Genomic DNA, 13,384 nt, shown 5'->3' on the forward strand with positions numbered 1-13,384 from the left:
TGCTTTACTTAATAAGTTTTTCTTATCACCTTGTTTTGCGAAGACCCTCCATGAGGACGATTCCCGGTCGATACCCTCTCTTTAAACTCCGGTCAATTAATTCTAAGGCGATTTCGGGTTTCTTTTTGAAAGAGGGATCTTTCTTGCCTGAGGGTAAGGAACTGGCTGGCTGATAGATTTCTACATCCAGAGGCAAATTTTTTTTTGCCATCATAGAGATGGGTCGTTACCGCCACGATTCCGTTGTCGAGCTTGCCGATTTCTCCGATGTACTGTCTTCCCACACCTGCGGTGAAGTTGCCGCTTTTTCGATGTCCTGTATCATCGAGCAGCAAGGCAAATCCCCGACCCACTCGGGTTTGATGGCAGGAGTCCACCACCTTTAAACGACGTTCGTTAATACGCTTCTCCTCCCAAGGGGATTCCGTTATAAAATGATGTAAGCGGTTGTAAACCACTCCCACCGAGTCGTTTGCCATCTGAGTTATGTTTTTTCGCTGGCTTTCCCCGAGTAATCCTCCCAAATAGTGTCTAAACCCCTTTTTTTGTGCTTGGGTTTTGAAGTCGGGGTCGAAACGCTTGCACCACTTCTCAAAGCAGGGTGGCATAGCGGCTGGGGTGGTCTCTCTCATGGGGACACTCTCCACCTTAAATCCTTGTCAGTCAAGGGTTTTGCTTTTATTTTACCTTTTTTACCGTTTAAGTCCCGCTATGACTACCACGATCAGGTTGAAAAACCCAAAAATCCCTTCTAGGGATTGAAACTCCTGCAATTCAATTAGACATTTCTTCGCAATCTCTAGTTGAAAAACCCAAAAATCCCTTCTAGGGATTGAAACTCATTAACTTATAAAAGCCACAAGCCTCCAGATATATCCAAAGTTGAAAAACCCAAAAATCCCTTCTAGGGATTGAAACCTGTGGATATAGGTGTCTATTTCGCATTTTTCCCCCTGTTGAAAAACCCAAAAATCCCTTCTAGGGATTGAAACTGTTGCAGGGAACCCCGCAGGTTCGATCGTCGAACTCGTTGAAAAACCCAAAAATCCCTTCTAGGGATTGAAACGATGAGTTCCCGCAACACCGACAACACTGGCGTCACGTTGAAAAACCCAAAAATCCCTTCTAGGGATTGAAACGCGATCGCCCCCGAGGACGACGATATAGACTGGGGAGTTGAAAAACCCAAAAATCCCTTCTAGGGATTGAAACTTCTGCGATTTTCTTCTTATTGCTTTGGTATGATGTTGAAAAACCCAAAAATCCCTTCTAGGGATTGAAACGCCTTGCATCGGAATACGCTTGCCATGTATCTGGTTGAAAAACCCAAAAATCCCTTCTAGGGATTGAAACAGGATTTTGCCCAATCCACCGAACGCGACGGATTTGTTGAAAAACCCAAAAATCCCTTCTAGGGATTGAAACCTGCCTCCCATTCTTGAAAGTCTTGGAGTTCAGTTGAAAAACCCAAAAATCCCTTCTAGGGATTGAAACTGCGTCTCGTCCCATGGCGTCGTCGTTCGCGTCCGCTGCGTTGAAAAACCAAAATAATGATTCTAAATCATTTTCAAAATTTCAGATATAGAAAATTTCGTAAATTTAGTATTTTATTTTGTGAGGTTTGAGCTTTTCTACAAATTAAGTAGAATTTTGAAGGATAAAAAATATCATTTCGGCTTAAAAATAGTGAATGCAATAGAAGTTTTTTGCTAATACGATAAATATATTGAGGCTTTCAATAATTCCCAAAAATATTATTGACTGTATTGCGATCAAATTATCAGAATTGTGAAAACCTCAAAGATATCAAATATGTTTTTTTGTGAAAGCTTTAAAATCTTTAATAGAAATAAAAAATATTGTTTCATGGTCAACAGAATCGTAAATTTATACTTTTAAAATGTCAACTGTGACATCCGTTCGCAACTCAAGCAATAGCATTCGTTAGCTCGAAAATCGTACTGCGATCGGGATTTAGTGTAGACTGTAAACTGCAAGGATCGGGATAAAAGTTTCACCTTTCTTTGTCGTTTTGTATTGCTATTATGCTATCGATCGAAACCGTTCGTTATCGCGATCGCGCTGAAATTATCCGCCATATCCGAACCCAAGTATTTCAACTCGAACAAAACATCGCCCCCGAACTAGAATTCGACGGTCTCGACGACGCCGCCACTCATCTCCTCGCCTGGTGGAAAAAGACGCCAGTCGGAACCGCTCGGCTGAGAGCGATCGCCCCCCACACCGGTAAAATCGAACGCTTAGCCGTTCTCCCCGAAATGCGGCGACGGGGAATCGGACGCCAACTGATACAATACGCCCTCGACTCCTTCCAACAACAGGGAACGAACCGCGTCGTCCTCAACGCCCAAGCCTACATCACCCCACTGTACGCCCGACTCGGCTTTCAAATCCACGGCGACCCCTTCGAGGAAGCGGGAATTCCCCACGTTTCCATGGAAATTGCCCTCAATGGCTCTTACTCTGACTCTTGAACGGCGAAATCGTCCCGTTCGGCTCCAGACTTGGCGTGGTTCGCCACAACTGCTCTAAACGAGTGGCGGGAATCGTCAAATACAAAACGTCTCCCACCCGCAACTCGAGATCTAACAACTCCCATCCGTGAACGGTTTTTCCTTGGGTTTCCGCGTACAACGGGACAAAATCCCCCTTCGACGCTGCCATCTTCACTCGCTGTCCCCAAAAGGGATGTTCCGGCGTAATCGTCGCAGACAGAGCAATCCACAGACTCCCTGCCGTCATGCCGTTGCCGAAAATCTGACCCCCCAACGCCGCCGCCGCAAAGGAGGGGGCTGCCAGTTCCGTGGGACTGAGAACCGCATCGAACTCGAACACCTGCTGTACCATAATGGCAAAATTCGAGTCGCTGTCTCGAACCACCACCCGCAACCCCGGCTCGAGACCTTTGGCAGTGAGGCCGATTTCCAAGTTAGTCATGTCGTCGCTGGTGACGGCAAACAGAGCGTTACAGCGGTGGACGTTGGCCGATTCGAGACAGTCTGAGAGCGTGGCGTCGCCGTTGACGACTGGGAGTTTGAGGCTGTGGGCGGTACTGAGAAAGCGGCCGTTGGGATCGCGTTCGACGACGACCACGTCGTAACCGTTCTCTTGCAGGTATTTCGCGATTTGGATGCCCATTCCCCCTAAGCCACAGACGATGTAGTGATTTTTGTCGGGAACGGGGGTCGCGTACCACAGTTGACGGAAGCGAGTCCCGAGAACCCAGTCGTTGAGGAGGGCGTAGGCGATACCGATAACCCCCGCTCCGAGGAGCATCATGATGGCGGTGAAGAGTTTGATGGCGTCGGGAGCGGCTTCGGCGACTTCTTCGTTACCTCCGGCTCCTGTAATCATGCCGACGGAGAAGTACAGGGCATCGATGAAGGAGGTTTCGAGGTTAATGGCCGTATACGTCACTGTAGCGATAAAAATGGTCGCTAGAAGAACTAACGTCACGGCGACGGTGGATTGAATTTGTTGGCGGAGGGTTTTGAGCCAGCTCAGGAAACTCGAGAGGCGATCGAATAGGGATTTGCGATCGAGCCGAACGGTGGGTTTGGTGGCGACGATGAGACGATCGCCCACTTGCAGCGGCTGTCGGTTGACGACACCGGAAACGAGATCGACGCGATCGCTAGCCGAGAGGTAGTAAATCAACATCCGCGAGCGATCGTCCCAGAGTTCGTCGAGACTGCGATCTTTCCAAGGATGTAAGTCGTGGATGTATTCTTCGTGAATGAACCAGGTTTGACGAAACAGTTTCAGGTGTCCGATGGCTCGACTTCCGAAGGCGGCGAAGGCAAAAATCGGAGCGGCGAGGGCGGATACGCTGAGACTCGCATGATCGACGAGGGTGTTATCGAGACGTTCGCCGAGGCGGTGGTTGAACAGGCGGTTGATGATGCGAATCTTGGGGTTGATGAGGCGAGCTTGCACCAATACCGCTAGGTTGAGAGCTTCATCAGCACTAGCGAGAATCAAGGTTTGAGCGTTCTGCACGCCTGCGGCCAGCAGCGTCGAGGTCGATCGCAAATCGCCGACGACGATATTTTCGGGGTTGTTCGGTAGGGGCGTCCGACCGATTCCTACAACGGGAATTCCTTGATGTTGCAACAGGCAAAAGATTTTGTATCCCGTGCGACCCAATCCACAAACGATAATTCGGGGTTTCATGGTGGCGATCGAGCGTGAGCTAACAACTCGATCGACGTTTCGCCTCGACGGAAGAGGGCGATCGAGCTAATTCACTATTCTCGATCGCCTCGGGAAATTGTGCTGTATCGCGGTACACGCCAGAGGTGGGGATGATGAGATGAGGAGGTTAGAACTTCTATAGAACTGTGCTATCTCGAAAATGCTGGGTTCTTTTCTCTGTAACGCTCCTCACCTCTTGGCGACTGCGGACGTGACGGTTGGAAGAAAATCAAGCCAGTTGCAGCTCTGCGGCGGCGTCTAGCAGGCGATCGCGCAAGGTATAACTGGCTCGCACGATTTGTCCCCGAACTCGTGGGTTAATGCTGCTGTAAGGTTCTCCGCCGATCGCATTCCGCTGAAAATAAGGTTCGATAACCTGTTGGGCGGCTTCGTAGGCTTGGCGAACGGCGTTAGCCGTGTTCTCGTTGAGTACCGACACAAACGGCTGAAACTGGCTGTAAATCCCGTTCCAGTTTTGGCGGAAAATCATCAAGCTGCGATCGGACCAAGTTTCTTCTTCGCTGGAGATTTTTTTGGCCGCCACTTCCGTCGCCAAGGCGATACATCCTTCAAAATGCTTTTGGCTGCTGAAGTTTTCCCGGCGATCGAGATCTCCGATGAGGGTGTTTACACTTTCGATGAGTCCTTCGGCGTAAGGGAGGGCTGCGCGAAGATCTCCGTCTCGGAAAATCAATGCCTCGATTTTGTGAATGCTGATGAATTCCGGATCGAGTTCGCCACCGTCAAAGGAGTAAGGACGCGCATCGATGTCACTGTCCGTTTGCTCGAAACTGGCGGCGAGAACTTCAATTTGTTCGTAGGGAGGGCGCGATCGCACGTAGGCGGTACGCGCTCGCTCGAGATCGTTGCTGCGAATAGCTTCTAGTAATTGCTCGGCTAAATCGAGTTGTTCGACTGCTAGTCTTTTGAAATATGTTAAGCCTTCATCGACGCGATCGGCGTAGGGATCGCTCGCTATAGTGGGGTCTTGCGCGATGCCTCGCCGCGATAAAACGGTCAGCGCCAGAGTTCCCGACACCCCTACAGTCGCCGCCTGAAGCAAATTTCTTCGTTTCATTTTATTGGGAATATATTTCAATTAAAATGTCAAAGGCAGTATAGCGATCCTCTTTGCTATTGTCAATTATTGTCAATAATTCCCGAAGTCCCCAGCAGATAGGGATGATGAGGCGAAACGATTATCTGTTAACGGTCCTCACTGTAAAAGCGGGTTGATATCGAACCAGGAGCCGTCATCGTCGCGGTACTCGAAGACGAACATACTGCGGACGAGAGTACGATAGGCGTCGTTGTTGTCGATGCGTTTTTCGCGGGCGACTCGTTTCAATAACGTTCGTTCTTCAGGAGTAATCGACAAGAACAGGCGATCGCGACGTTCTCGCATCGCGGCGTCTAAACTCTCTCGAGAGAGGGGAAAGGCTCGTTCTTTCTCAATTTGGTGATGCAGCAACCGCAAGAGATTGCGGACGTGACCCCCGCTGGCGTAGCAGAGGAGATCGAGGGTTTGGGGGCGATCGAACAGTTTGGGAACCAGCGTCAAACGCTCCTGGGGTGACTGTTGGGGAAACGCTCTCGCTAACACCATCTGACGCAACAAAGACAAACCGGGAGCGAAACGCCGTCCGTCGCGTCGTTTGACAGACACCATCGGTAACACTTTAGGATCGATCCCGAACGCGAGGGTCAACCGGCTGAGTTCCCGAGAAAATAGCAAGCTCAGAGGAATCGTATAGACGACGTGACAACTAAGTTTAGATAAGCGATCGCCGCGATCGACAAACAAATATTCCGGTTGCGATCGCCCCCAGGGTTTTTGAGTCATTTCAATGCGATCGAGATTGTCGATCGCAATAACTAATCCCTGTTTTCCCTGTTGTCGTAACACCGCGATCGCCGGTTCGAGCAGTTCCCGATTGAGAGCGTCGAGAAACGTTTGAATGCGAGGTTCGAGATATTGACGCAGTTGTCCGCGCAAATCCGGGCGTCCGTGGGTTTTCTGGCTCAACCGCCGCAGTTGAGAACGCAGAGACCCCGATGCACCGTCCGTTTCGACAGCCGGAATTTCCGTCGTCAGTAATCGATCGGCTTTTTCCAACATCGCCACTAGCGTTCCCGAGGTGCAGGCGTCGGACACTTCAACGAGATTTTCGCTGACCTGACGGGCGATCGCCAGTAAAATATCCCCCACATCGAGATCGGCCATATCGAGATCCTGAGACGACTCAAAATAAATGACGTAAAATCCTCGATCTTGCAAACTCGCTTGCAACCGCCGCAGTTCCGTCGATTTCCCACAGCCGATATGGCCGGCCAAGAGTTGACAAGTGGGTTCGTTCGGAGAAAATAGCGTAATGTTGGCGTCGAGTTCGCCCGTAATGTCCCCCCCTCGAGCGGCCGCTAAGTTAATGTAATACGCCCGTTCGTCGGGATGGTTGACGTTTAAAGTTTGACTGGGGTTACAGGCTCGGTAAACCGTGGCGATATCGGGAGACGGGAACATGGGAGCAGGAGAGAGGGGGAACAGGGGAGAGGGGGAGACAAGGGGACAAGGGGCTGTCTTCACTGTTGACGGTTCGCTGTAAAAAAAGCCTCTGTGTCCTCTGTGTCTCTGTGGTGAAGTAGATAAGCGATGTTGCTGCAAGGTTGCAGGGTCAATCGTCGCAGTTTCCCAACCATTCACATTTGTCTGATTCTTCGCCTCTTCCTGCCATTAACACAGTATCAGCGTCGTTTGAGTCTGACGCGTCGCGATCGCCAAGAAGATGGAAAAACCCCACTTGGGAAATAGCAAACCCGAATATCGCGATCGCCATTGCCAACGTGCCGAGCCGGTATCCGGTCGGCGGGATACGGAATATTACGAGAGTCCTCATGTTTCGGAAGTTCCAAACGCTGCTCCAACGGGGGAAATGGAGTCGAGTTTTCACATTGCCCCTACTTCTTCTTTCAGGGGGTTCGCTCTCAATTCTGGGCAATTTGAGAGGGGAAATTCCCGAACTGAGGACTCTTTCGCGGCTGTCAACGTAGTAGTGTTGGCGATCGCGGATCGATCGCCCTCTGCTAGAGGCTGCAAGCTCGCGTCGTGACGACTTTAGCGGCGATTCAATCCCAGCGTTCGTCGCACATGGCAAAATACACGCAACGCTGGCATTTTTCAGCTTCGGGGGTCGCGGCGATACGGCCCGATCGCACATCTGTCACGATCGACGCCAACATCTCTTCGTCTTCCTTTTGTATTTCTGCGACGTTCCACGAGTACAGTTTTTCATGTCGCAGGTCGGCTAAAATGGCCCGGGATTTGTGGAGTTTTCGCGCCACAGCTAACAGTTCTAAGCGACGGCACTCGGTTCCGACGATGCCATCGACACCGAGGCAGGGATCGAGTCGGATTCGCACGTCGAGAACGCCATCGTCCCCGAGTTCGATAACCGTTCCGCGCAGGGCTAAACCGTCAAAGTTCGAGGCAAATCGCAGTTCGCCGCGCATCGGGATTTGGCGAAGTTTGGTAAAGACGGCGTGGGTGTCGAACTGGGTGAGTGCGTCTGTCACCAATGCCAACGATCGCTCGTCTAAATCGGGATCGATCGCCGTCAAAGCTTCCGCGTCGCGCAGGTGGTACGCGATGGCTTTGCGAACCAGGCGATCGCACCGCTGTTGTATCAATAGAGTTTCATCTAAACCGGGATGGCCGTATAAATGACGGTAGGCGAACTGTTTGGGGCAGACGGCATAGTCGCTCAACGCCCCGAACGACAGCACGTCCGCCGTCAAGGGAACCGTTCCGAGCAGTGCGGGAGCGGTTTCTTCAGGCATTCGGGGCAGTTCGGGATCGTCTAAATTCAAATTCTCGGGAAACGCCCAAGTTCGCACGGGGATTTCCGCCGCTTCTAAACCCGGAGACAGACGATCGAGATAGCCTCCAGAGCGATCGCAGGCCGTCAAAATCAGGCGGTCTCTCGCCCGCGTCAGCGCCACGTAGGACAATCGAAGGGTTTCCGCCTCTTCCCGCTGTTGCTGGAGTCGCTGCAACCACACTTGTAACACTGGTTTTCCCGAGATCTCGAAATCGTCGTCGAACGTCACCGCCACGCCGTACTCGGGATCGAACGACACCACCGACGAAGGACTCGGGGAACTCGAAGTCATGTCCGCCACGAACACCACCGCCCACTCTAACCCCTTGGACTTGTGAACCGTCATCAACGACACGGCGTTACTGGCATCGAGAGGAAGTCGGGGAATTTTTACCTCCGCCGCCACCAACCGCAACAATCCTCGAACTACGCCGTACAAACTCTGGTGTTCGGTTTCCAACTTGCGAACCAGTTCTCGAAACCCCCGCCAGTCGGCTTCTCGCCGTGTAGAACTGGGAAGGTTGGCCAAAATCGCCGTATATCCTGTCAAGCGATCGGCCAGTTGCAACAGTCGCGAGGGAACCTCTCGAAAACTTGCGGTTCGGAGTTTTCGCAACACCTCCACCGGGTTGAGGTGGGGTACGTCGTCGAGACTCTCCCAATCTACGGTTTGCAATCGCTGCCACCACGTCGGCGGTTTCTCAGACGGTTGCGGCGGCGTCGTCAGGACGATTTGCAGTAAGGCGCGATCGCTGACGGCGAAAAAGGGACTGCGAAGCACCGCCACTAACGCCAAATCGTCGTCGGTGTCGGCGAGAAAGCGTAACAGGGCGAAGGCGTCTTTGGCTTCGCGGGTGTCGAGGAGGCTGTCTCCCCCGGCGAGGGCGACGGGAATACCTCGGGATTCGAGAACGTCGGCGTAAGTTTGCAGCGGACTCCAGGTGCGGGCGAGGATGGCGATATCACCGTAGTCGATGGGGCGCAGGCGATCGCTCTCTTTGTCGTGAACGGGGGTTTTCTCCGCCACTAGCTGCGTCACGAGATCGGCGAGTTTTTGGGCTTCCGCCCGTCGTTTTCGGGCTTTGTTAACCCCTTTGGGGGCATCGAGCGTCCAAACTTCGATATGGGGATCGTCGTGAGGGGGTTCTTGGCGGTGGGCGACGAGATCTTGGTGGAGACGATCGAGGAGGGGTTGAAAAATGCGGTTGACGCGATCGATCAGGGGATGGTGGGTGCGGAAACAGAGACTCAACAGTACGTCGTCGCCGTTTGCTTGGGCGATTTGATGGCGCACGCGATCGAAGACGCGAACGTCCGCCCGTCGAAATCCGTAAATGGACTGTTTGGCATCTCCAACGATCGTCAGTTTCGCTTCTGAGGCTAAAGCGTCGAGAAGTTGAGCTTGGACGGGGTTCGTATCTTGAAATTCGTCGACGAGAAAGGCTTTGAACCGTTGGTGGTAGAACTGTCGAACGCTGTCGTGGCGTAAGGCGTTGAGGGCGCAGACTTCTAAATCGGCGAAGGTTAGCAGGCGCGATCGCCGTTTTTGTCGCATCAGGTCTTCCCAGGTATACTCGAAAGCGTCTTTGAGGGCAGGGAGAATCTCGGCGAGGCGATCGTCGAGTTCGCAGGTTTGCAAGCTGACGAATCCGGTATGAAGGGCGTTTCGGACGAGTTCTCGCAGGGGTTTGACGGCGGCTTTGACGCGATCGAGTTCTCCCGTGTCCCAGTTTTTTTTACTTCCGCCGCGCAAGTCGATGCTGGCGAGACTGTCGAGATGGCGGGCGTCTTTGTCTCCGGCTTGAATGCGTTCGATGGCGATACAGGCGTTTTGACGCTGGGTTTCCATTTTGTCCCCCGCCGTTCCGATGCAGTGTTGCAAGACTTCCACGCTGTCTCGCCAAACGGGATGGCTTAACAATTCCTCAAACGCTTGGTTTCGTAGGTTGTCGGCGAGTTCTTGCCAGCCTTCGCCGCCGTGACGGAACGCCCGTCGTACTGAGATGGGATCGTCGAGAAGCGGCGGTAAAACCGCTCTTAACAGGCGATAGGGTAGTTTCTCGTAGATGGTTTCGGGGAGGCGATCGAGTACCTCTAAAAGTGCTTCTTCGAGCCAAAGTCGGGCTTCGATTTCGTCGAGAATGCGAAAGTCCGCCGGAACTCCCGCCGCGTCGGGATGTTCGCGACAGATGCGGGCGGCGAGGCTGTGAAAGGTGCTGATGGGGGCGGCTTCGAGTTCGGCGAGAACGTCGTTAAACGCCGTCTCGGAGGTGCTGTCGCCGTTGGACGGTTGGGTGCGAGGCTGTTGCTGTCGGGCGAGGCGGCGAATGCGCGATCGCAGTTCTGTCGCGGCTTTTTCCGTAAACGTCACCGCCACCACCTGCAACGGCGACAGCCCGTCTTGGAGGAGATGGTACAGGTAACGTTCGGCGAGGGTGAAGGTTTTCCCCGTTCCCGCCCCAGCCGTAATCGCGACGCTGTGGGGGGCGTGGGCGGCGCGGTGTTGTTCGGGCGTCAGGCTCATTCGATTGCGGGGTAAGGTCGGGGAATTTTTACATCGATCTGTAAAATTGTATCGAAAGCATCTTGCATTTCGTCACGTTATCGTCGGTTACAGGGCATTTAAAAAGTTATCCTTTGTCTGTTGCCTTTTTTCGCGGCCGTTCGCTAAGATATTTCAGGACGGAGCGATAAACCGTCTTTACCTGATAAATACTGTCGGCTACCGTTTCATAAAAAAGCCGATCTATAGTAAGGACATACTCAGTTTCAAGAGAAGCTGGGTATGTTCTCGTTTTTCGATCGTTTTCGATCGCAGTCTTAATTTTATCTCGAAACTTTCATGTCTCGATCGACCGTCCGTCCCGCCCTCGTCACTCATGTTTTATCCCATTCGATCGCCGAAGACATTGGCTTTCAACCGGGCGATCGCTTGGTATCCGTTAACGGAATTGCCCCTCGCGATCTGATCGATTACCAGTTTCTCTGTGCCGATGAATTTCTCACCTTAGAAGTTCTCGACGAGGCGGGAGAAACCCACACCGTCGAAATCGAAAAAGACTACGACGACGATTTGGGACTGGAGTTCGAGTCGGCTCTCTTCGATAACTTAATTCAGTGTAACAACCGCTGTCCCTTTTGTTTTATCGACCAAAAACCGCCGGGAATGCGCGATACGTTATATCTCAAAGACGACGATTACCGCCTCAGTTTCCTCTACGGTTCGTATTTGACGCTAACGAACTTACCGCCAGCGGAGTGGGAACGCATCGAACGAATGCGACTGTCGCCGCTGTACGTCTCCGTTCACGCCACGGAACCGGAGGTGCGATCGCGCCTGTTGAAAAATTCTCGCGCCGGGTTAATTTTAGACCAATTGCAGTGGTTTCAGGAGCGCCGCTTGCAAATTCACGCCCAGGTCGTCGTCTGTCCCGGTATCAACGACGGAATTCACCTAGAACGCACCTTACAAGATTTAGCCAAATTCGGCGGCGGCGAAGTTCCCGCCGTGGCCTCGGTGGCGGTGGTTCCCGTGGGGTTGACGCGGTTTCGTCCCCCGGAAGACGAACTGGTTCCCGTTTCTCCAGACGATGCTAAAGCCACGATCGCGCAAGTTCGCGCCTTGCAAGCGGAGTTTCGCCGTCAGTTGGGTTCGACGTTCGCATGGCTGGCCGACGAGTGGTTTTTAATCGCCGGAATGGAGATTCCCGATACCGTCGATTACGAAGATTACCCACAAATCGACAACGGCGTGGGGTCGATTCGCCTGTTTCTCGATCGCTTTACCGAAGATAGCGATCGCTTGTTACCGGCGTCGGTGTCTCCCCCCCGTCGCCTGACGTGGATTGTCGGAAACGCCGTCCGAACCGCTTTCGACCCCATTCTCGATCGCCTCAACGCCGTCAACGGCTTAACGGTGGAAACGATCGCCCTCAATAGCGACTTTTGGGGACAGGAGATCAGCGTCACGGGAGTTCTCACCGGACGAGATCTGTTGCAAGGGTTGAAACATCGCGATTTAGGGGATGCGATCGTGTTACCCACAGTGATGTTGAAACACGGCGAAACCCGCTTTCTCGACGACGTAACCGTTGCCGATTTAGAACGAGAATTCGGCGTTCCGGTATTGTTAGCGAACGGAACCGAGGGACTGATTCAATGCTGCATCGATACCGTCCCCACCGTAGCTACAGCCTGACGTCTGGTAGAGTATCAGTTGGGCTGGCTATAGCAATCCTAAATCGTACTCCATCCTTTTCCGATAAGCTGGGTTTCACCACATCCCCCCTTAGCCCCCTATCCCCCCTTCGCCCCCCTTTGAAAGGGGGGTTGGGGGGATGGTTGGGAGGATAGAGAAGGGCTTGTCGCGTTCGGCCGAACCGCTGTTTGAAATTCCGATTCCGTATGAGATGTTCGAGGGGTTTTTGCTATGGTACGAACTTCATCTAAACCGTTGACGCTGGAGGCGTTTCTCGAACTCCCCGAAACCAAACCCGCTAGCGAATATCTCGACGGAAAAATTATTCAAAAGCCGATGCCCCAAGGTAAGCACAGCATCCTTCAGCGGGAGTTGAGTTTTTCGTTAATGGCAACGTTTAAAAGCGATCGCACGGCTCAAGCTTTTCCCGAGTTACGCTGTAATTTTGGGGGGCGATCGCTCGTTCCCGATATTGCCGTTTTCCGCACGTCGCGAATTCCGAGAGATAGCAACGGAGATGTCGCCAACGCGTTCGATCTCTCTCCCGATTGGGCGATCGAAATTCTTTCGCCGAAGCAAGGTCAAACGAAGGTCGTTCGTAACCTGCTCCACTGTTTGAACCAGGGAAGCGAAATGGGTTGGCTGCTCGATCCTGAAGAATCCTGTATCTTTGTCTACGATGCTGCCCGAGTCGTACGGGTGTTCGACGACGCCGAAACCGTTTTACCCGTCCCCGAATTCGCCGCAGCCGTGCAGTTAACGGCGGGAGAAATTTTCGATTGGTTGAAATTGTAAAACACCTTTACCGCCAACGAACGATCGCCCAAAATCAGAACCTGTATTGTTAAGGATCGAGGCTGAGGCTGTTGCATGGTACGAACTTCATCTAAACCGTTGACGCTGGATGCGTTTCTCGAACTCCCCGAAACCAAACCCGCTAGCGAATATCTCGACGGAAAAATTATTCAAAAGCCGATGCCCCAAGGAGAACACAGTACGCTACAAGGGGATTTAGCCTGAACCGCGAGAATCCTACGTTTCTAATCTCCGATTGAAGCGTAGATGAATCGCGGCGGTAAGGTTGCGGGCAAGCCGT

The 13,384-nt window shown here is 52.6% G+C and carries 8 protein-coding genes, 2 pseudogenes and 1 CRISPR repeat array; of the genes and pseudogenes, 4 read left to right on the top strand and 6 right to left on the bottom strand.

Features of this window, described 5'->3' with window-relative positions:
* Nucleotides 1-46: 46 nt before the first annotated feature.
* Nucleotides 47-632, bottom strand: a pseudogene (locus GEI7105_RS31980) (IS701 family transposase); the annotation flags it as partial.
* A gap of 96 nt (nucleotides 633-728) precedes the next feature.
* Nucleotides 729-1,494: direct repeats of the CRISPR family, unit length 37 nt; unit sequence GTTGAAAAACCCAAAAATCCCTTCTAGGGATTGAAAC.
* Nucleotides 1,495-2,045: 551 nt separating this feature from the next.
* Between GEI7105_RS31980 and GEI7105_RS0122730 the strand changes: the two are divergent.
* Nucleotides 2,046-2,495 carry a GNAT family N-acetyltransferase gene (locus tag GEI7105_RS0122730; protein ID WP_017662705.1) on the top strand — a complete coding sequence of 150 codons (450 nt, stop codon included), beginning with the start codon at nucleotides 2,046-2,048 and terminating at the stop codon, nucleotides 2,493-2,495.
* Here GEI7105_RS0122730 and GEI7105_RS0122735 read toward each other — a convergent pair.
* The 5 genes from GEI7105_RS0122735 to GEI7105_RS0122755 form a co-directional block, all read right to left on the bottom strand.
* Nucleotides 2,470-4,194, bottom strand: a complete 1,725-nt coding sequence (locus GEI7105_RS0122735) for a potassium channel family protein (protein ID WP_017662706.1) — start codon at nucleotides 4,192-4,194, stop codon at nucleotides 2,470-2,472. The two genes, GEI7105_RS0122730 and GEI7105_RS0122735, sit on opposite strands and share 26 nt — an antisense overlap.
* A gap of 250 nt (nucleotides 4,195-4,444) precedes the next feature.
* Entirely contained in the window at nucleotides 4,445-5,293 is an 849-nt protein-coding gene (locus GEI7105_RS0122740) for an EfeM/EfeO family lipoprotein (RefSeq protein ID WP_144053990.1), read from the bottom strand.
* 138 nt (nucleotides 5,294-5,431) lie between these two features.
* On the bottom strand, nucleotides 5,432-6,799 hold the full coding sequence (locus tag GEI7105_RS0122745; protein ID WP_245555480.1) for a P-loop NTPase fold protein: 1,368 nt from the start codon (nucleotides 6,797-6,799) through the stop codon (nucleotides 5,432-5,434).
* An 88-nt stretch (nucleotides 6,800-6,887) separates the two neighbouring features.
* The gene (locus GEI7105_RS37765) at nucleotides 6,888-7,109 is read right to left on the bottom strand and encodes a hypothetical protein (protein WP_144053991.1); all 222 of its coding nucleotides are present in this window, start codon (nucleotides 7,107-7,109) and stop codon (nucleotides 6,888-6,890) included.
* 229 nt (nucleotides 7,110-7,338) lie between these two features.
* Complete coding sequence (locus GEI7105_RS0122755) at nucleotides 7,339-10,614, bottom strand: UvrD-helicase domain-containing protein (protein ID WP_017662710.1); 3,276 nt, start codon at nucleotides 10,612-10,614, stop codon at nucleotides 7,339-7,341.
* A gap of 318 nt (nucleotides 10,615-10,932) precedes the next feature.
* Here GEI7105_RS0122755 and GEI7105_RS0122760 point away from each other — a divergent pair, with 318 nt between their 5' ends.
* The 3 genes and pseudogenes from GEI7105_RS0122760 to GEI7105_RS37770 form a co-directional block, all read left to right on the top strand.
* Nucleotides 10,933-12,288, top strand: coding sequence for a TIGR03279 family radical SAM protein (locus GEI7105_RS0122760; RefSeq protein ID WP_017662711.1), 1,356 nt, complete (start codon nucleotides 10,933-10,935; stop codon nucleotides 12,286-12,288).
* Between the two features lie 231 nt (nucleotides 12,289-12,519).
* Complete coding sequence (locus GEI7105_RS0122765) at nucleotides 12,520-13,083, top strand: Uma2 family endonuclease (protein ID WP_026097888.1); 564 nt, start codon at nucleotides 12,520-12,522, stop codon at nucleotides 13,081-13,083.
* Between the two features lie 75 nt (nucleotides 13,084-13,158).
* Nucleotides 13,159-13,302, top strand: a pseudogene (locus GEI7105_RS37770) (Uma2 family endonuclease); the annotation flags it as partial.
* Nucleotides 13,303-13,384: the final 82 nt, after the last annotated feature.

It is taken from the genome of Baaleninema simplex PCC 7105, from assembly GCF_000332355.1.
Classification (GTDB): domain Bacteria; phylum Cyanobacteriota; class Cyanobacteriia; order Cyanobacteriales; family Geitlerinemataceae; genus Baaleninema; species Baaleninema simplex.

Bases quoted from the DNA above. Each gene is read 5' to 3' on its own strand.
- GEI7105_RS0122730 (WP_017662705.1), top strand. From the start codon at position 2,046: ATGCTATCGATCGAAACCGTTCGTTATCGCGATCGCGCTGAAATTATC.
- GEI7105_RS0122735 (WP_017662706.1), bottom strand. From the start codon at position 4,194: ATGAAACCCCGAATTATCGTTTGTGGATTGGGTCGCACGGGATACAAA.
- GEI7105_RS0122740 (WP_144053990.1), bottom strand. From the start codon at position 5,293: ATGAAACGAAGAAATTTGCTTCAGGCGGCGACTGTAGGGGTGTCGGGA.
- GEI7105_RS37765 (WP_144053991.1), bottom strand. From the start codon at position 7,109: ATGAGGACTCTCGTAATATTCCGTATCCCGCCGACCGGATACCGGCTC.
- GEI7105_RS0122755 (WP_017662710.1), bottom strand. From the start codon at position 10,614: ATGAGCCTGACGCCCGAACAACACCGCGCCGCCCACGCCCCCCACAGC.
- GEI7105_RS0122760 (WP_017662711.1), top strand. From the start codon at position 10,933: ATGTCTCGATCGACCGTCCGTCCCGCCCTCGTCACTCATGTTTTATCC.
- GEI7105_RS0122765 (WP_026097888.1), top strand. From the start codon at position 12,520: ATGGTACGAACTTCATCTAAACCGTTGACGCTGGAGGCGTTTCTCGAA.